At 31.1% G+C, this 18,947-nt stretch carries 16 protein-coding genes, 1 tRNA gene and 1 pseudogene; 15 read left to right on the forward strand and 3 right to left on the reverse strand.

Going from position 1 to position 18,947, the window contains the following annotated elements; genetic code table 11:
* The 4 genes and pseudogenes from HMPREF9943_RS09665 to rmuC all read left to right on the forward strand — a co-directional run.
* Positions 1-1,017 (forward strand): annotated as a pseudogene (locus tag HMPREF9943_RS09665) (hypothetical protein); the annotation flags it as partial.
* A gap of 465 nt (positions 1,018-1,482) precedes the next feature.
* Positions 1,483-2,778 (forward strand): hemolysin family protein, encoded by a 1,296-nt coding sequence (locus HMPREF9943_RS02985; protein WP_026624130.1) that lies wholly within the window; start codon positions 1,483-1,485, stop codon positions 2,776-2,778.
* Between the two features lie 92 nt (positions 2,779-2,870).
* Positions 2,871-4,178, forward strand: a complete 1,308-nt coding sequence (gene rlmD / locus HMPREF9943_RS02990) for a 23S rRNA (uracil(1939)-C(5))-methyltransferase RlmD (protein ID WP_004801873.1) — start codon at positions 2,871-2,873, stop codon at positions 4,176-4,178.
* A gap of 25 nt (positions 4,179-4,203) precedes the next feature.
* Entirely contained in the window at positions 4,204-5,133 is a 930-nt protein-coding gene (gene rmuC, locus HMPREF9943_RS02995; protein WP_004801875.1) for a DNA recombination protein RmuC, read from the forward strand.
* A gap of 92 nt (positions 5,134-5,225) precedes the next feature.
* Here the strand turns inward: rmuC and HMPREF9943_RS03000 are convergent, their stop codons facing one another.
* Both HMPREF9943_RS03000 and HMPREF9943_RS03005 read right to left on the reverse strand, forming a co-directional pair.
* Entirely contained in the window at positions 5,226-6,530 is a 1,305-nt protein-coding gene (locus HMPREF9943_RS03000) for a C40 family peptidase (RefSeq protein ID WP_004801876.1), read from the reverse strand.
* Positions 6,531-6,599: 69 nt separating this feature from the next.
* Positions 6,600-7,910 carry an RsmF rRNA methyltransferase first C-terminal domain-containing protein gene (locus HMPREF9943_RS03005; protein WP_004801879.1) on the reverse strand — a complete coding sequence of 437 codons (1,311 nt, stop codon included), beginning with the start codon at positions 7,908-7,910 and terminating at the stop codon, positions 6,600-6,602.
* A 76-nt stretch (positions 7,911-7,986) separates the two neighbouring features.
* Here HMPREF9943_RS03005 and HMPREF9943_RS03010 point away from each other — a divergent pair, with 76 nt between their 5' ends.
* Positions 7,987-8,526, forward strand: coding sequence for a DNA-3-methyladenine glycosylase I (locus tag HMPREF9943_RS03010; RefSeq protein WP_004801880.1), 540 nt, complete (start codon positions 7,987-7,989; stop codon positions 8,524-8,526).
* A 111-nt stretch (positions 8,527-8,637) separates the two neighbouring features.
* Positions 8,638-9,948, forward strand: a complete 1,311-nt coding sequence (locus HMPREF9943_RS03015) for a V-type ATP synthase subunit I (RefSeq protein ID WP_004801881.1) — start codon at positions 8,638-8,640, stop codon at positions 9,946-9,948.
* A gap of 59 nt (positions 9,949-10,007) precedes the next feature.
* On the opposite strand, the gene HMPREF9943_RS03020 is transcribed toward HMPREF9943_RS03015, so the two are convergent.
* A tRNA-Leu gene (locus HMPREF9943_RS03020) sits at positions 10,008-10,094 on the reverse strand.
* A gap of 164 nt (positions 10,095-10,258) precedes the next feature.
* Here HMPREF9943_RS03020 and HMPREF9943_RS03025 point away from each other — a divergent pair.
* The 9 genes from HMPREF9943_RS03025 to HMPREF9943_RS03065 are packed head-to-tail and all read left to right on the forward strand — an operon-like array spanning position 10,259 to position 18,915.
* The gene (locus HMPREF9943_RS03025; RefSeq protein WP_004801884.1) at positions 10,259-11,830 is read left to right on the forward strand and encodes an LCP family protein; all 1,572 of its coding nucleotides are present in this window, start codon (positions 10,259-10,261) and stop codon (positions 11,828-11,830) included.
* Positions 11,831-11,876: 46 nt separating this feature from the next.
* Positions 11,877-12,932 carry a 3-dehydroquinate synthase gene (gene aroB / locus HMPREF9943_RS03030; RefSeq protein WP_004801887.1) on the forward strand — a complete coding sequence of 352 codons (1,056 nt, stop codon included), beginning with the start codon at positions 11,877-11,879 and terminating at the stop codon, positions 12,930-12,932.
* Between the two features lies 1 nt (position 12,933).
* Positions 12,934-14,190: a 3-phosphoshikimate 1-carboxyvinyltransferase gene (gene aroA, locus HMPREF9943_RS03035; protein WP_004801890.1), complete on the forward strand. Its 1,257-nt coding sequence runs from the start codon at positions 12,934-12,936 to the stop codon at positions 14,188-14,190.
* Positions 14,187-15,260 carry a chorismate synthase gene (aroC, locus tag HMPREF9943_RS03040; protein ID WP_004801893.1) on the forward strand — a complete coding sequence of 358 codons (1,074 nt, stop codon included), beginning with the start codon at positions 14,187-14,189 and terminating at the stop codon, positions 15,258-15,260. Before aroA ends, aroC begins: the two co-directional genes overlap by 4 nt.
* Positions 15,257-16,366, forward strand: a complete 1,110-nt coding sequence (locus HMPREF9943_RS03045) for a chorismate mutase (protein ID WP_004801895.1) — start codon at positions 15,257-15,259, stop codon at positions 16,364-16,366. The genes aroC and HMPREF9943_RS03045 overlap by 4 nt, the downstream gene beginning before the upstream one ends.
* A 1-nt stretch (position 16,367) precedes the next feature.
* Positions 16,368-16,889 (forward strand): shikimate kinase, encoded by a 522-nt coding sequence (locus tag HMPREF9943_RS03050; RefSeq protein WP_004801897.1) that lies wholly within the window; start codon positions 16,368-16,370, stop codon positions 16,887-16,889.
* Positions 16,873-17,721, forward strand: coding sequence for a thymidylate synthase (thyA, locus tag HMPREF9943_RS03055; RefSeq protein WP_004801900.1), 849 nt, complete (start codon positions 16,873-16,875; stop codon positions 17,719-17,721). Before HMPREF9943_RS03050 ends, thyA begins: the two co-directional genes overlap by 17 nt.
* A gap of 8 nt (positions 17,722-17,729) precedes the next feature.
* Positions 17,730-18,200 (forward strand): dihydrofolate reductase, encoded by a 471-nt coding sequence (locus tag HMPREF9943_RS03060; protein WP_004801901.1) that lies wholly within the window; start codon positions 17,730-17,732, stop codon positions 18,198-18,200.
* A gap of 1 nt (position 18,201) precedes the next feature.
* A complete protein-coding gene (locus HMPREF9943_RS03065; protein WP_004801903.1) occupies positions 18,202-18,915 on the forward strand; it encodes a lysophospholipid acyltransferase family protein in 714 nt (237 codons plus the stop codon).
* Positions 18,916-18,947 lie beyond the last annotated feature (32 nt).

The raw sequence follows: 18,947 nt of genomic DNA on the forward strand, positions 1-18,947 counted from the left end.
GGTTTTGGTGGAACTAATGATCCAATGCAGAATGGTCAGGGAAGCTTTAATGGATCAGCTAATGATTTCACACAGAATACGCAGGCTGGTTTTAGTGGAACTAATGATCCAATGCAGAATGGTCAAAGAAGCTTTAATGGATCATCTAATGATTTTAATGCACAAGGTGGCTTTAATGCCGGAGAACAAGGTGGTTTTAATGCTTACAATCAGCAATACAATAGTAATATGAATAATGGCAGTAAAAGAGGAAAACTCATTATTACTGTTATTGTAGCAATTGCAGTATTGTTTGGTGCTTATAAAGGATATGACTATTTCTTTGGCGGTAATAAAATTGATTTAGCTAATAATATTGTGATTAAAGTTGCTGGAGAGCATGGTAATGGCTATATTACAGGTGTAACTAACAATGTAAATTATGATAAATCAAATACCGAAATATCAACTTTTGTTAGTTCGTTACGTTATACTTATAGTAAGAGCGCTGCTTTATCTAATGGCGACAAGGTTACTGTAACTGTTATTTATGATCAGACTAGAGCTAAAGCACTTAAGTTGAAAGTTACAGGAGTCTCTAAGACTATTGTGATTAAGAGTTTGCCACAGAGATTCGCTTCAGTAAATGAAGTGCCAAAAGATTTAGCTGGTTTATACAAACCTTATGCTGATCAAAAGATAAGAACAATGTTTATAAATTCATCTTCTATTACTTATCAATATGATTATGATTCTGTATGGTTTCAGAAGAGTAAGTTGAATAATTCTACTACATATACGGATAGAGTTATATTTGCTTATAAAATAACAGCAAAAAATACATCAGGACAGACTGCTTCTGCTTATTATGGAGTTCAGTTCAGCAATATTAATTCAAGATATAAGACTGCTGTTAAGACTTCTTCAGCAGCCGGAAGGCTTTATTTCACTTCAGGAACAAGAACAGCTGTTACTGATTCTTCACAGATACAGCAAGCATTCACAAATAGTACTTATGATGCTTCAAAAATCGAATAAGAAGGACACGATTAAAAATCGTGTTTTTTTATATGAGCAGTTACAAATAATGTTGCAACACTTTCTAGGTCTATTATTAAGATCCATTAGATCATTCACTAAGATTTTAGCCGAATTTGTTTTCTTTGGTTAGTATTCCTTTAATAATCCTTTTGAGTTTTTATTGCCTCAAGCATTGAATCTCTTGTCCTGTCTTTCATGGGTAGTGTACATAAAATCTTGATTTCATTTCAACAAATGTGGTCAGATATCCTTTACTTTTCTTGATTTACTTTTTCTTCTTAGTCTAGTTATATCAAAGTCTCTATGAATGGAATAAAAATGTGATGCTGATCTAGATAATGATTAGAGCAGTTTTCTCTTTTAAATAGATGGACTGATAATTCTTTTTAGGATTTCGTATTGTGATATTAGAAAAAAAGGGTATACTAATACTGAATAAGAAATAAAGGAGAGATTTTACAATTGGACTCGAGACAAATATCCATGATATTTATTTTTATAGCATTACTTATATTGTCAGCATTTTATTCTATGTCAGAAACTGCTTTTACTTCTGTATCACGTATTCGTATTAAAACGATTGCTGATGATGAAGATGATAAAAACAGTAAGAAGGCAAAGATCGTTGATAGCTTATTATCTGATACTGATCATTTAATCAGTACTATTCTTATTGGTAATAATCTTGTTAATATTGCTGCTTCATCACTAACAACATCGTTTGTAATCAGTATACTTGGAAATGAAGGTATCGGTGTTGCTGTTGCAACTGGGATAGTCACTTTATTAATACTAATATTTGGTGAGATTACTCCTAAGACACTTGCAAATAATTCAGCAGAAAGTATCTGTTTACGAACATGTAAGATTGTCAGATTTAATAAGATTCTGTTTACTCCTTTTGTAGTAGTTTTAACGTCAATCAGCCATATTATAATTAAGATGTTGGGAGGCAGTTTTGAAAATGGTCCTACTGTGACTCAGGATGATCTAAAGACTATTGTTAATGTATCACATGAAGAAGGCGTTCTAGAAGATGAGGAAAAGGAAATGCTTCATAATGTTTTTGAATTTGGTGATACTGAAATAAAGGAAATCATGACTCCTCGTATTCATGTTATTGCGGTAGAGGATGATGTAACATATGATGAATTAATGAATGTTTTAAGAGATTCTCAGTTTTCTCGTATACCTGTTTATTCTGATGATAAGGATGAAGTTGTAGGTGTCTTGAATATTAAGGATTTAATGATGGCTTATGGTGTTGATCAGGAAAATTTTAAAATTAAGACTTATATGAGACAGCCTTATTTTGTTTATGAGTTTAATCAGATTAATGATGTTTTCAGTGCTATGAGACAGAATCATGTTTCACTTGCAATTGTATTGGATGAATATGGTGTTATGAGCGGAATTGTATCAATGGAAGATATTGTTGAAGAAATTGTTGGTGAAATTGATGATGAATTTGATGAAGACCATACAAAGACAATCCATGAGATAGATAAAAATGAATATATATTAGATGGCAGCGTAGATATTGATGAAGTTAATGAAGTTTGTCATACAAAATTTGAAACAGAAGATTTTGAGTCTATTGGCGGATTAGTTTTAGGACAGTTAAATGGTATGCCTATAAAGCATCAGCAGATTACTTATGATAATGTTTTATTTACGATTGAGAAAGTTAATAAGTATCGTATTACAACATTAAGAATGAAAATAATAGAAAAAGAAGATATTTCTGACGATGATTAGTTTAAAGACAGCTTTTGCTGTCTTTAATATTTATTTGTAGTAATACTGATGATATATGTTATACTATAAAAGGTTGTGTAAGGAGAGAAAATATGCAAAAAGAAACATTGACGATAAAAAGATTGGGTATTAATGGAGAAGGGATAGGATATATTCATAAGAAAATCTGCTTTATTCCTAAAGCTTTACCGGGAGAAGAAGCAGATGTAGAAATAGATGTTAATGAGAGAAGATATATGATAGGACATATTACACATCTTAGAAAGATATCTCCTGCCCGGGTAGAAAGTCCATGCAGACAGTCTAAGAATTGTCAAGGATGTGCTTTTATGCATATGAATTATCCTGATCAGCTTTTGTTTAAAAGAGACCTTATTGAGGAAACTTTAAAGAAATATACAAATCTTTCTTTAAGACAGATAAAGATATTACCGGTTATAGAAGCAAATCAGCCGCTTCATTATCGTTCATCAATAGCTTTTGCAATCAGTGAGTTTAGTAAAGAATTAAGAATAGGACTTTATCAAAGAGGAACTAAATTCTTTTCTTTAATGGATGAATGTCTGCTTCACGATAAAGAGATTAATAGAGTTTTAGTTAATATTGAATATTTATTAAATAAGCATCATATGAAAGCATATAATGATAAAACTAAAAAAGGATTAAGATTTCTTATTGTAAAATGTGTTGAAGAGAAACTGCAGGTGGTTTTTGTAACTGGAGAAGATGGATTATCTAAGAAAGTAAGTCACGAGCTATCTTTAGATAAACAGATATCAGGTATCTTTTATACTGTAAATACTGCTAGATATCAGGATTTTAATATGGCAGGATATAAAAAGATTTATGGTGATAGCTATTTAAAATATCATATAAATAATCATGTCTATGCATTAAGTATTAAATCAGATTTATGGATGCATAAAGAGATGGAAGAGAAGAAACTGGAAATACTTAAAAATCTTATTAGTGAAGATGATGTTGTTTTATCGTTGTATGCCGGTAATGGTATTATTGAATCTGAACTTCCTTCTTTTGTGACTGCTTTAGAAGAAGAAAAATGGCATGTTGAAGATGCCGGCAGAAATGTTAAGGATAATAAAATTATTGGTAAGGTATTTATTAAGGCTGATATTAATGAGGAAGTAAGCAGACAGACAAAGAAACATAAATTTGATTGTATGCTTATTCATCTAAGAAAAGATTTGTTGGATGAAGACATTCTTGATTCGATTATTAAGTCAAAGATGAAAGTAGTTATTTTTACAAGTGAGAATATCAGTGCACTTTCAAAAGGCATCAGTCAGCTTGAAAATAATTATAAAGTGATTTATTTTCAAAGTTTTGATGAGCCTTATACAGCAAGATTTCAAACAATAGTTAAAATGGTCAGAAAGTAATTCTGATCATTTTTTGGAGGAACTTATGGAAATAATAATTATTATATTGAGTATTGTTATTATTGTTTTATTAGTTATTTTAATTACTAGAGGCAGTGATAGAAAACTGGAACGTATAGAACAGGGAGTCATTCAAAGTGAGCAGTCATTATTAGAGAATAAGACTTATCAGGATGCCTTGAATAAGAGTTTTAATCTTATATTAGATGAAACATATAAAACAAGAGAATATCTAGGTATGAGTGAAGCAAAAATCAATAGGCTTAATGAAAACATGGATGCTATTCATAATATTATGGTTAATACAAAACAAAGAGGAAATTTTGGCGAATATCAGCTATATCATTTATTATCTGTTTATTTTGGTAATAGCCGGCATATTTATGCTGTTCAGTATCATTTAAAGAATGGAAAAATAGCAGATGCAGCCTTATTTCTTCCGGGAGATCAGAGAGTCTTGATTATAGATTCAAAATTTCCCCAGGAAAACTATATAAGAATATTAAAAGATAATTCTTATAAGACAGAATTTAAAAGAAATATTAAGAAACATATTGATGATATAGCTTCTAAATATATTAATGAAGAAACATTGAATGAAGCTGTTATGTTTATACCTTCAGAAGCTATTTATTTATATCTTTGTAATCATGAACCGGAATTAGTTGAATATGGACATCACAAACATGTCCTAATGACTTCTCCTTCTACTTTATTAGGTGTTGTATTTACATTAATCAATCTTACAAAAGACTTTCAGAGATCACAAAGTCTTGAAAGGATTGAAAAAGAGATTATAACATTAAAAAAAGATACTGATCGTTTATATGAGCGTTATGAAAAAGCTGAAAAAACATTAAAAACACTTAATAATCAGTTTCAGGAATTATATCATTCTGTTGTAAAAATAGATCATCGTGTTACAAAAGCATATGATGGAGATATTAAGAAATAAAATAAGTTATAAAAAAAGAGATCGGAATATGAAGTACACCTCCAAAAGTTAGTTTTGTGTCTAACCTTTGGGGTGCACTTCAATGATCTCTTTTAATATAGTCTTCTTGCGTTATAATATTCTCTTATCCAATAAGGAGTAGTAATTCTTGAAACAATAACGCCATGATCTTCATCAGCAGCATGAACCATCATATTATCACCAATATAGATACCAACATGATGAACACCACTGTGTTTACCATTACTTGAGAAAAGAATAATATCTCCCGGCTGTAAATCTCCTTTAGAAACATAACGTCCACGATTCGCCAGAACCTTTGTAGTTGTTCTGCTTCCGGAAACACCGTTTTGCTTACAAGCCCAATAAACAAGACCTGAACAATCAAATGTAGTAGGACCTTGATGTCCCCAGATATAACGGGATCCTTTCTTTTTTAAAGCGGTCTGAGCAATTTTATAGCCAATATTTCCAGTATCAGGAACTTCTTCAGTAACTTCCTCAGAAGTAACTTTAGATTTATCAACACCATTTTGAGAAACATTAGAATTATTTGCAGATGATGAAGGTTTCGTTTTTGTTACTTTCTTTTTAGGTACCTTAACAGTAACCTTGGCAGTTACTTTAGACTCTTCACTGGCTTTCTTTAAAGCAGCAAGATTCTTAGTAATATCATCAATGTTATCGTTGTTTCTGTCTAATTCTTTATTAGAAGAAGATAAATCACTATTCTGCTGAGCAAGCTTAGCATTAAGTGTTTTCCTTAAAGAAACAGATTCATCTTTTTTTGCTACAAGGATAGCCTGCGTATCGCTTAAAGTTTTCTTTTGATTTGTAAGATCATTCTGCTTCTCTTTAATCTCATTCATTAATTCATTCTCATAAGCGGTAATATCACCAAGAGTAGCTGCTCTTGAGAAGAAATCTGTAAAACTTTTTGCTGAGAATAAATAATCAAAAGCAATTGTTGAATTTAATTCACTTTGCATTGAATAAATACGTTCTTTTAACTGTTTTTGCTTATCGGCAATCTGAGATTTTGTCACTTCAATGGCTGATTTAATATAATTAATTTTTATCTGAGCTGAGTCAATATCATTTTCAAGACTGATAATTTTATTACCTATATCACTAATAGAAGATTTCGTATCAGAGATATCGCTTTTTGTTTTTGAAATATCAGATTTAATATCCTTGCTTTTTTGCTGAAGGTAAGCATTAAATTTTTTACATTCTTTCTGACCTGAAGCACTCAGCTTCTTAGAAGAACATAATTTATAATACTTGTTTTCCTGTCCTTCATATTTAGAAGCTTTTGAAGTATTCAAGCTTCCGGAAAGAATAGGAACCTGTAAAGCAAAAGCTAGGGTTAGAGCAATTAATTTTCTTTTATTCATAGATTCACCCCTTTACACTTTTTCAGTATAACACATCATTCGATTTATTGTAAAGGGAAGTTATGGTTTTTACATATTTCTTCTTAATCCTTTTGGGAAAAGATTTTTAATCTGAATGCTTTCTTTATAAAAAGAAAGAGGATAATGATCAATAAGAATACCTCCATATCCTTTATTTCCTTTACTTTCAAGCGTATCTCCATGAATATAAGTTTGTATTTCCGGATCATCATGATTAAAATTATAAGAGTATTTAAAATCTTCTTCTTTTAGAGAAAGAGCTAGGGAATAGCTGGGAGTAAAATAACTTTTACGTACTTCTCCTAAATAAAGACCTCTTCTTAAGATTCTTATTTTTTTTAAATCAGGAAAATGTTTTTGAATCTGATAAATATGTCCATTGTTTTCTGTTAATGATGGAGATAAAGGAATATTTAAATATTTTTTGTAAAAATCCTTTATTACTTTTAGATAATTAGCATCTATATGAGGTTTAATAGTTTTTACTTTCTGTTTAGAAGAAGAGCCATTTTTTAATAAAAGAGCCATAAATTGTCCTTCACCATTAAATAAATGAGGATAACATCTAATTGCTTCTGGCATATCAAGACCTTCTGCCAATCCTTTCTCATGAGATAATGGAACAAGTTTAAAGTTATAATGATTAAGAGCATATCTAATAATATCTTCATTTTCATATTGATTATAAGTACAGGTAGAATACATTAGTAATCCACCGGGTTTTAATAATTGAAAAGCTATATCAATAAGTTCTTTTTGAATAGTTACACATTCTTTGATTTTTTCTTCACTATATGTTTCTATTGCCTGTTTTTTGCTTCTAAACATACCTTCTCCGGAACAGGGAGCATCAAGAATAATTTTGTCAAAGTAATTATCTAAAATTCCTATCAGATTTTTAGGATTTGTAGAAGTTACAATTGTATTGGATAACCCAAATCTTTCTATATTTTCACTTAATATTTTTGCCCGTGAAATAGAAATATCATTTGTAATAAGTAAACCTTCATTGCTTAAATTCATACCTATCGCACAGCTTTTACCACCCGGAGCACCGCACATATCTAAAACATAATCATTAGATTCAAGAGGCAGTTTAGCTGCTGTAATCATTGCACTAGGTTCCTGTATATAATAAAGTCCGGTCAAAAAATAGGGAGACTTCCCGGCTTTAAAGGTATCTTCATTATAATAATATCCTCCTCTAACAATCGGATGAGGTGTTAATGAAGGCAGTGAAGTAAACTGTTTCTTCTTATTGAAATAGAGAGACTTAACAGGATTTTTTGTTAGTGCTTCTTTAAAATTATCATAATCATCTTTTAAATAATCTTTCATTCTTTTATTAAACTGATCCATTTTTATCACCTTTACTATTATAATCGAACTGGACAATAAAGGCAAAAATAAGCATAATAAAATGGAGGTGATGGTAATGAGATGTGAATGGGCAAATGATGATCTTATGATAAAATATCATGATCAAGTTTGGGGAAAAGAAACACATGATGAAATTAAACTTTTTAAAATGCTGGTATTAGAAGGTATGCAGGCAGGATTATCATGGCTAACTATATTAAAGAAGGAACAGGCTTATAGTGATGCCTTTGATCAATTTGATTATCATAAGATTGCTTCATATAATACAGAAAAGATTGTTAGTCTGTATGATTATCCGGGTATTATTCATAATAAGAATAAAATTCATTCTATTATTACGAATGCTCAGTGCTTTATAAAAATACAAAAAGAATATGGCAGCTTTGATGCTTTTATCTGGCAGTTTACTCATCATCCACTAAGACACGCGGTTAAATGTTTTAAAGATCTTCCGGCTAAAGATGAGTTATCAGAGAAAATTGCCAAGATATTAAAGTCATATGGCTTTAAATATGTTGGTCCGGTCATTATTTATTCTTATTTACAGGCAATTGGTGTTTATAATGATCATATTATAGGATGTGAATATGAATAATATATTTTTATTGTATAAGTAAAGAAGTATAAGATCATTCTCTTGACTTTACACTTCTTTAGATGTTTAATTGTTGCGTTATAAAGATAGATATCTTTATGGGGGAACACTATGGCAATTGAAGCAATGAAAATAATGAATATAAGATTTTCTAGAAATAATCTTATTGATATACTTATAAGAATTGACGAACTTAAAGATTTTTATCCTATCTTATCAGAAAAAATTGCTAATGATGTAAAAAATGTTCATCAGATGAAAATCTCTCATCAGTATCAGGATATTATGGCACATATTCATAATATTATCCATAATCTGGATTATCAGATAGAAACATCTCTTATTCCCGATCATCGTATGAATACATTAGAAGTTAATGCCTATCTTGATAAATTGGATATAAGGATAGAAGAGATTCATAAGATTAGACAAAATATTATTGATGATAAAAAAGAAAATGAAGAAGTCATTGAATTTCTTAACAAGTTTATAAGTAAAGATATTAATGTAGAAGCATTGATGGATTGTCAGTATGTTACTGTTCGATTTGGATATTTAGATAATAGCCGGATGGACAATCTTCAGTATTATTTGGAAAAGCCTTTTATTTTCGATACTGTTTTAAAGGGGGCTAAGGTTACATGGTGCTATTATGCTGTTACAAATGGAATGAGAGGAGAAATAGATAATCTTTTTAAAGCTCTTGATTTTCATGAAGTATCTATTCCTCATATTGTTCATGGTACTAATACTGATGCTTTAAGAGAATTAAATGAAGAAGTACAGGCTATGGATGATTATATTTTTCATATGGATCAGAAGTTAAATATATTAAAAGAAGAGGAAAAACAGACTTTAACTAAATATTACAGTACATCATCATTCTTAAATCATTTAGAAGAGATGAAAAAGTATGTTACCGATTATCAGTCTGTTCTTTCTATATCAGGATATATTAAAGAAAAAAGATATAAAGATATTGAGAAGCATTTTTTGGGCATAGAAGATGTTGAATTTTCTATTCTTCCTCCAGAGATTGTTAAAGACTTTAAAGAAGTGCCTGTATTTACTGATAATCCACCTTATATCTCATGCTTTGAAGGTATTTCCAGACCATCGTATTCAAATCAGAGAGATTTAACGGTTTATTATATGCTTCTTTATTTGATTGTCTTTATGTTTGGTTTCGGTGATTTTGCTTTAGCTGCTCTGCTTCTTATTTACGGTATTGCAAGTAAAAGGCTGCTAATAAAAGAATTAGGATTGGCAGCTTTATTAGGCGGCTTATTATATGGAACCTGCAGTTATTTTTATTCATTATATTATGTAGTAGATATGCCTTTATTTTTCCGCTTGGCAGGAGGTGTTATTATACTTGTGCTGGGACATTTTGTTTTAAAGCTTATTCAAGGGAAAGAATAATCTATCTATATAAAAAGCAGAAGAATCATATGATTTTCTTCTGCTTTTAGTTTAATAAATGGTGCCCCGGGCCGGACTCGAACCGGCATGGTTTTAAGGCCGGCAGATTTTGAGTCTGCTGCGTCTACCAATTTCGCCACCGGGGCTTAGTGCTTAATCATAATACTATAATTTATGAATAAATGCAATCTTAATAAATTAAGAAACAAATATTTGTAATTTAATAAAGACGATTAGTTATTTTTGTGTTAAACTGTCCATGTGGGAAATATCTTTTTTGGGGAAATAACCAATTAATGCGAGGTAACAAATGAAAACATTTATTAAAATGCTATTTTCTAGAAGAGTTTTATTTGGAATTCAAATGGCTATTAGCTTAATTCTCTTACTTGTTTTAGGGATTAATAAGTTTTTGCCATTAAAATATTATATTATTGTTGTTATTATACTATTAGTTCTACCATTTTTATTTTATCGTCTGGAAAGAGGAAAAAGACGTTATGAGGATGGAAAAAGTCATCATAAGGATACGCCGGCAACTATAACTGCTAAGTTTTTTCATGTGCTTTTATGTGCTGTACTTGTTTTTGCAAATTACTATGTAATTATCACAAATGGCTTTATTAATTCCATTTCTAATAAGACATCTGCTAATGTTAAATATAGTGTTATTACTTTAAAAGAAGATGAAGCAGTTTCTATTAATGATACAAGCGGGTATACATTTGGCTATCTGACAAGTTCTAATACAACAGAAACTAATAGGCTTAATCAGATTGTTACTAAAGTTAATAATGATTTGAATACAACTGTTGAAACTTCTGCAAAGGATTCTTATAAGAATATTTTAAGTGCTCTATATGAGGGAGATGTTGGAGCAATTATTATTAATGAGACAGATCGTGATAATTATATAAAAGTTAAACCTAAATTTAATAAAGAAACCAAGGTTATAAAAAACTATTATATTAAGATTGCAACCAGCAAAGCAAAAAGAACTGAAGTAACAACTAAGCCTTTTCATATACTGATTTCCGGGATAGATACTTATGGAAAGATAGATGAAGTTTCGTTATCAGATGTAAATATACTGGCTACCGTTAATCCGGAGACAAAACAGGTTCTTTTAACATCTATACCTAGAGATTATTATGTAGATATTTATGAAAATGCAAAGAGTCGGACGATTGGGAAAGATAAGCTGACTCATTCTGCCAAAAATGGCATTTCATCAACACAGGCAACTATTGAAAAACTGCTTGGTCTTGATATTAATTATTATTTGAAGATGAATTACACATCATTCTTAAAAGTTATTGATGCGATAGGCGGAATTGATATTTATAATCCTTATGGAGAATTTACTACAAGAGTAAACTTTTATAAGATTAAAGCAGGATGGAATCATTTTGATTCTAAACATGCTTTAGCATTTGTTAGAGAAAGGCATTCATTCGGGAATGGTGATCGTATCAGAATGCAGAATCAGCAGATGATGATTAAGGCTATTGTTAAGAAGATGACAAGTGCTGCCGGTCTTACAAATCTAAATAATGTTTTTAATGCTGTTGCTGATAGTATGGAAACAAATATGTCAGGTAATGAAATCAAATCACTGATTAATTTTGAAATTGATACAGCAGCGGTGTGGGATATTCAATCTTATCATTTAGATGGAACAAATCAGCGTCAGAAAGTATTCGCTATGGTTAAATCATTTAATCCAAATGGTCTTTATGTAATGATGCCTTCCCAGCAGACAATTACAACTGCTAAAGGATATATCAACCAGATGATGCGTAATGAGAGAGTAAAAGTAAGTATCAAAGATGAAAAAGCGGTAGCTGATCCTAAAGCTAATGATAAATATCGAAAAAAATAAGAAGTCACTATGTGACTTCTCTTTTTCAAATAGGAAGGATAGTAATATGGAAATAAAAGTTGCATTAGAGAAAGACAGTTATTCAATTATTATTGAACAAGGATTAATAAATAATTTAAAAGCATATGTTTCTGATGTTTTTAAAGGGCAGAAAATCATGATTATTTCTGATGATCATGTTTTTCCGCTATATGGAAAAAAGGTTAAAGAACAATTAAAAGATTATCAGGTTAATGAAATAGTTATTCCACATGGAGAAACCTCTAAAAGATTTGATATTCTGCCATCTTTATATACACAGCTTCTCGATTATCATATAACTCGTACTGATCTTATTATTGCATTAGGAGGAGGAGTTATTGGAGATTTAGCCGGCTTTACAGCGGCTACTTATTTAAGAGGAGTGGCTCTGATACAAATTCCTACTTCTCTTCTTGCTCAGGTTGATTCCAGTGTAGGAGGAAAAACTGGCGTTGATCTTGCACAAGGCAAGAATCTTGTTGGCGCTTTTAAGCATCCGATGCTTGTTCTGATTGATCCATTAACCTTAAAAACATTGGATCCTCATTTTATTAAAGATGGAATGGGAGAAGTTATTAAGTACGGATGTATTAAAGATAAGCATTTATTTCATCAGCTTTTAAGCTATAGCTCGTTTGATGATTTATATCAGGATATTGATAGTATTATTTATCAGTGTATTAATATCAAAAGAGAAGCAGTAGAGAAAGATCTTTTTGATTTTGGTGATCGTTTAATGCTTAATTTTGGACATACTATCGGTCATGCGATTGAGCAGTATTATCATTATGAAAAGTATTCACATGGTGAAGCTGTATCTATAGGTATGTGTGCAATGACTGCTATTTCTGAAGAGATGAATCTTACTAAGAAAGGAACATTAGAAAAGATAAAAGCTTGTTTGAATCTTTATGGTTTGCCTGTAACTGCTCATTTATCTCCAAATGATTTAATCAAGGCGATTTCTTTAGATAAAAAGAATATTCATAATACTTTTTCATTTGTTTTGTTAAAAGAAATAGGTGAATCATTTATCTATAAGCATAACTATAATCTTATTCTTTCATTAGAGGAGGTTTAATATGTCTTCTATTACTTTAAATCGTACTTTATTAAAGGGAGTTATTCAGGTGCCTACAAGCAAGTCACTTGCACATCGAGCTATTATTATTGCAGGATTATGTGAGGAAGAATCATTAATCAGAAATGTTTCTTTTTCTAAAGATATTGAAGCAACACTTAGCGGTATGCAGTCTTTAGGTGCTAATATATTTATTGATGAAAATGGCATTCATATTCAACAAGGGAATCAGTCAAGTGGATCAGCTGTAATAGATGCTTATGAATCAGGATCAACCTTAAGATTTCTTATTCCATATAGTCTTATTCATAAGAATAAGGTTCATTTTATTGGTCACGGAAAACTAGGAATACGTCCTTTAGAAGTTTATTATGATCTTTTCAGAAAGCAGAATATAAAGTATCGGACAAAAAAGGATAAGCTTGATTTAATGATTGAAGGACAGTTAAAAGCAGATAGATTTCAAATTCCCGGCAATATTTCATCACAGTTTATTACCGGATTAATGATTGCCTGTTCGCAGCTTGATCAGGATAGTTTAATTGAAGTGACATCACCTTTAGAATCAGAGGCTTATGTTCAGCTGACAATGGATGTACTAAAAGAGTTTGGCATAGTTGTTACTAAAAATGAGACATCTTATTCTGTTTTAGGAAATCAGAAAGGAAAAGCTTGTGAATATGAAGTAGAAGGTGATTTTTCACAGGCTGCTTTTTTCTTGGTAGCTGATGTACTGGGAGCTGATATTACAATTAATAATTTAAACTTAAAAAGTCATCAGGCTGACAGATCTGTCATTGATATATTAGAAAGAATGGGTGCAGAATTAATAAAAGATAAAAATGGATATAGAATGAAAGCAGAACATCTTCATTCTATTGATATTGATGCTTCTTCCTGTCCTGATATTATACCGGTTATTTCCTTGACTTGTTTAAAAGCGGAAGGAACTTCACATATTTATAATGCGAAAAGATTACGTTATAAAGAGTGTGATCGTTTGAGAGCAATCTGTGAAGTTATTGGACAATCGGGAGGAATAGTAACTGAAAAAGAAGATGAAATTATGATTACCGGTGGCGGAGCTCTTAAAGGCGGTATTTATTCTGATTATAATGATCACCGTATGGTTATGATGGAAGCTGTTTTAGCAATGATGACGGAAACACCGGTTACTATTAAAAATTGGGAATGTGTCAGTAAAAGCTATCCGGATTTTTTTGAAGATTATAAAAAACTGGGAGGATGTATAATATGAGTGCAAACTGGGGAGTACATATTGAATTATCTATATTCGGAGAAAGCCATGGCAAAGTTGTTGGCGTTAATATAGGTCATCTGCCGGCAGGCATTAAATTAGACTGGGATTTTATAAATCGTGAGATGTCTAGAAGGACCCCCGGTAAGAATAATTTATCTACTTCACGCAAAGAAACTGATCAAGTTGAAATAATAAGTGGTGTTATTGATGATATAACTACAGGTGCACCGTTATGTGCTATTATTTATAATACATCTGCTCATTCTAAAGATTATGAAGAATTAAAAACAAAGATGAGACCGGGACATTCTGATTACCCTGCTTATGTGAAATATCAGGGTTTTAATGATATCAGAGGAGGAGGTCATTTCTCTGCTCGAGTAACTGCACCTCTTGTTTTTGCAGGAGCTTTATGTAAGTTGATTTTAAAAACAAAAGGAATAGAAGTCTATTCTCATATTCTTTCTATTAAAGATATTAAAGATGATCATTTTCCTTTGTTTTTAACATCACAAATGATTGATAATTTAATGCAGAAAGAATATCCTGTTATTAATGATGATATTTATAAGCAAATGAAAGAACGAATTTTTGAAGCAAGAAAAAATCAAGACAGCGTAGGAGGAAAAATAGAGTGTATGGTAACAGGATTACCGGCCGGCATTGGGAACCCTTTCTTTGATTCTGTAGAATCTCATTTGTCATCACTGCTTTTTTCTATTCCGGCAGTTAAAGCTATTAGTTTTGGTGATTTAGATGATATTACTCGGTATTCGGGCAGCTTTACTAATGATGCTTATTATTATGAAGAGAATAAGGTTCTATGCAAGACAAATCATAATGGAGGAATAATCGGCGGTATTACAAATGGAATGCCTTTATTATTTACTCTTGGTATTAAGCCTACACCTTCTATTTCTCGTTTACAGGATACAGTAGATATTAGTAGTCATACCAATACCTCATTAAAGATTATAGGAAGGCATGATCCATGTGTTGTCTTACGAGCAAGTGTTATTGTTGAGGCAATGACTGCCATTGGGCTTTTGGATCTATTGAATATATGAAGTTAGATAAAATTAGAAAAGAGATAGATGAGATTGATTCAGTTATGCTTAATCTTTTTGAAAAAAGAATGCATCTGAGTAAAGAAGTTGCTGATTATAAGATTAAGAATCATATGGAGATTTTTCAAAAAGATAGAGAACAGGAAGTATTAGAAAAGAATCTTAATAAACTGGATGATAAGAATCTTTATAATTATGCCAGAAACTTTATTTTACAGAATATGAATCTTTCTAAAAGATATCAGGCAACATTCTTAAAACAGGAAGAACTTCCTTTTGATTCAGTAAAAAAAGATCATTTAGTTATAGGATATCAGGGGATTCCGGGATCATTTAGTCATCAGGCTGTGAATACATATTTTAAAGAAGGAAAGCAGAAACACTATGATAGTTTTGAAGATGTCTTTAAGGCTTTGGGGAATCATGAGATAGATTATGGTGTATTGCCATTAGAGAATTCTACAACGGGTGCTATTAATGATAATTATGATCTTATTACAGAATATGGATTTTATATTGTTGGAGAACAATCATTATCTGTTGGTCAGCATCTTCTTGGAGTCAAAGGAAGCCATTTAAAAGACATTAAAAAAGTATATTCACATCCACAGGGAATTTTACAGTCTTCACGTTTTTTGCATAGTCATCATATAAGTTCTGAAGCTTATCCTAATACTGCAATGGCTGCTAAAATGATTGCCTGTCTGCAAAATAAGCAACTGGGGGCTATTGCTTCTTTAGAAGCAGCTAAACTTTATGGATTAGATATAATAGCTACTCATATAGAAGATGATGATACAAATCATACACGTTTTATTATTATTGGCAGGCATTTGGAATCTCATCAGGAGGCTTCAAGAATATCTACTGTTTTTACTTTAAGACATGCTGTTGGGGCATTATATGAAGTGATGAAGATTGTTAAGGATCATCAGATGAATATGGCACGTATTGAATCCAGACCTATCCCTCATACGCCATGGGAATATTATTTCTATATGGATATTGACGGTAATCTTCATGATCCGGATACTTTATCATGCATAGAAGAAATTAAAGCCTGTACATCCAGTTTTAGACTGTTAGGAAATTATCAGAGGAAATAGTATGAAAAATATTATACTTATAGGCATGATGGGATGTGGGAAAAGCACTATTGGCAGAATGCTTGCAGAAAGAATATCATATCAGTATATTGATATGGATACTTATTTGGAAAATAAATATCATAGCACCATTCCTGAATTATTTTCTGTCTCAGAATTATATTTCAGAGATAAAGAAACTGAATGTTGTAAAGATATGGGTCATACCGATAATAAGATTATTTCTACCGGTGGAGGAGTTATTCTTAGGGAAGAAAATATGCTCTATTTAAAGAATAATGGTCTTGTTTTCTTTATCGATAGACCTGTGGAGATGATTATTAATGAACTTAATACTGATCATCGACCATTATTGAAAGATGGAGTTTTTAAGTTATATGATTTAGAAAAAGAAAGAAGATCTTTATATGAAAAATATGCTGATTTTATAATTAGAAATGATCAGCTATTAATTGATGTTAGAGATAAAATTATTTCTCTTTATGGGAAAAGTGAAGGAGCGAATCATGAGTCAGGCAGATAGATTATTTAAACAAATGTGTCATGATATTTTAGAGCATGGCACAGATACAAAGGAAGAGCTTGTGCGTCCGGTATGGGAAGATACAGGAGAAAAAGCTTATACTATTAAAAGATTTGGTGTGGTGAACAGATATGATTTAAGAAAAGAGTTTCCGGCATTGACTTTAAGAAGAACTGCATTAAAAAGTGCAATGGATGAAATAATATGGATTTATAGTAAGAAGTCTAATAATATTTATGATCTTCATAGTCATATATGGGATCAGTGGGCTGATGAGACCGGATCTATTGGAACGTGTTATGGATATGTAATAGGACAGAAGGATTTACGTAAAGGGGAAATGATAGATCAAATGGATTTTGTCTTAAAAGAATTAAAAGGGAATCCATTTTCAAGAAGAATTATCACAAATATGTATATTCCTCAATACTTGGATAAAGGCGCTTTAGAGCCTTGCTGTTTCTTATGTATGTATAATGTAACAAAAGATAAAGAGGGACAATTAGTGTTAAATATGTCTGTTGTTCAGAGATCACAGGATGTTTTAGCAGCTAATAACTGGAATGTCTGTCAGTATGCAATTTTGTTAATGATGGTTGCCCAATGTATGGGTATGATAGCCGGTGAAATGATTCATTATATTAATGATGCACATATCTATGATCGTCATATTCCAATGATTAAGGAACTTATTGAAAGAGAGGAATATCCTGCTCCAAAAGTATCTTTAAGAAGTGATGTTAAAGATTTCTATGCATTCACGACAGATGATTTAATTGTAGAAGATTATCAGCATGGGGCTCAAATAAAAAATATTCCTATTGCTGTATAGGAGGATATATGATAACTATTATTGTAGCATGTGATAATGAGAATCTGATTGGACAAAAAGGAACATCTAATGGTATGCCATGGAATAATAAAGAAGATTTAAAGCATTATAAAGAGACAACTATTCATCATACTATTGTCATGGGCAGAAAAACTTATGAAGCTATTGGCAGACCGCTGCCGAAAAGACATGTAATTGTCTGCAGCAGAAAATCATTTAATGATGATCGTATTGAGGTAAGAGATAATCTTGAAGATGTAATTAAGGAATACAGAGAGAAAAATGAGGACCTTTATATTTGTGGTGGTGCTAATATCTATAAGCAGGCATTGCCTTTAAGTGATTGTATTTTATTATCGCGTATTCCGGGTATTCATCAAGGTGAGACTTATTTTCCTGATTTTAAAGACTATGGTTATCTTTTAAAGGAAATAAAGCCTTTTGAAACATTTAATTTAGAGATATATCAGAGGGGCTAGTATGTTAAGAATCATTTATTTAATTTTTCGTATCTTGCTTAGGATACCATTTACAATCTTTCAAATAAAAAGAAGGAAAAAGCATCCTGAAAAATATACCGAGGAAGAAAATATCTTATGGCTAAGAGATTTTCTTCGTTATATTACTAAAAGAGCCAGAGTAGATTTAACTATCAATGGTATAGAGAATCTTCCTAAAGAGGCTTTTGTGATTACGCCTAATCATCAGGGAATGTTTGATATTCCGGTTTTATTTGATGCAATTGATAGACCATTTAAAATAGTTTTTAAAAAAGAATTAAGCAATGTTATTTTTTTAAGAGATGTTGTATCATTCTGTAATTTTCCGGCTATTGATCGTAGGAATTTAAGACAGTCTATGAAAGTTATTCATCAGATGACAGCAGAGATAAAAAAAGGTATGAGTTATGCTATTTTTGCAGAAGGAACAAGAAGCCGCAAAAAGAATGAATTACTGGATTTTAAGGGCGGAAGTTTTAAAAGTGCTATGGATGCTAAGGCACCTATTGTACCTTCGGCTATGATAGACTGTTATAAAGTACTGGATCAGAATTCTATTAGAAAAGTGAAATGTCAGTTTCATATTTTAAAGCCGATTTATTATGATGAATATAAGAATATGACAAGTACTGAGCTTGCTTCGGTAGTACATGATCGTATTGCCCGATGCATCAGGCAGAATACAAATAAATGAAAGAATGGATAGCAATGTGTCCATTCTTTCAT

This window comes from Eggerthia catenaformis OT 569 = DSM 20559 (assembly GCF_000340375.1).
Taxonomy (GTDB): Bacteria; Bacillota_I; Bacilli_A; order Erysipelotrichales; family Coprobacillaceae; genus Eggerthia; species Eggerthia catenaformis.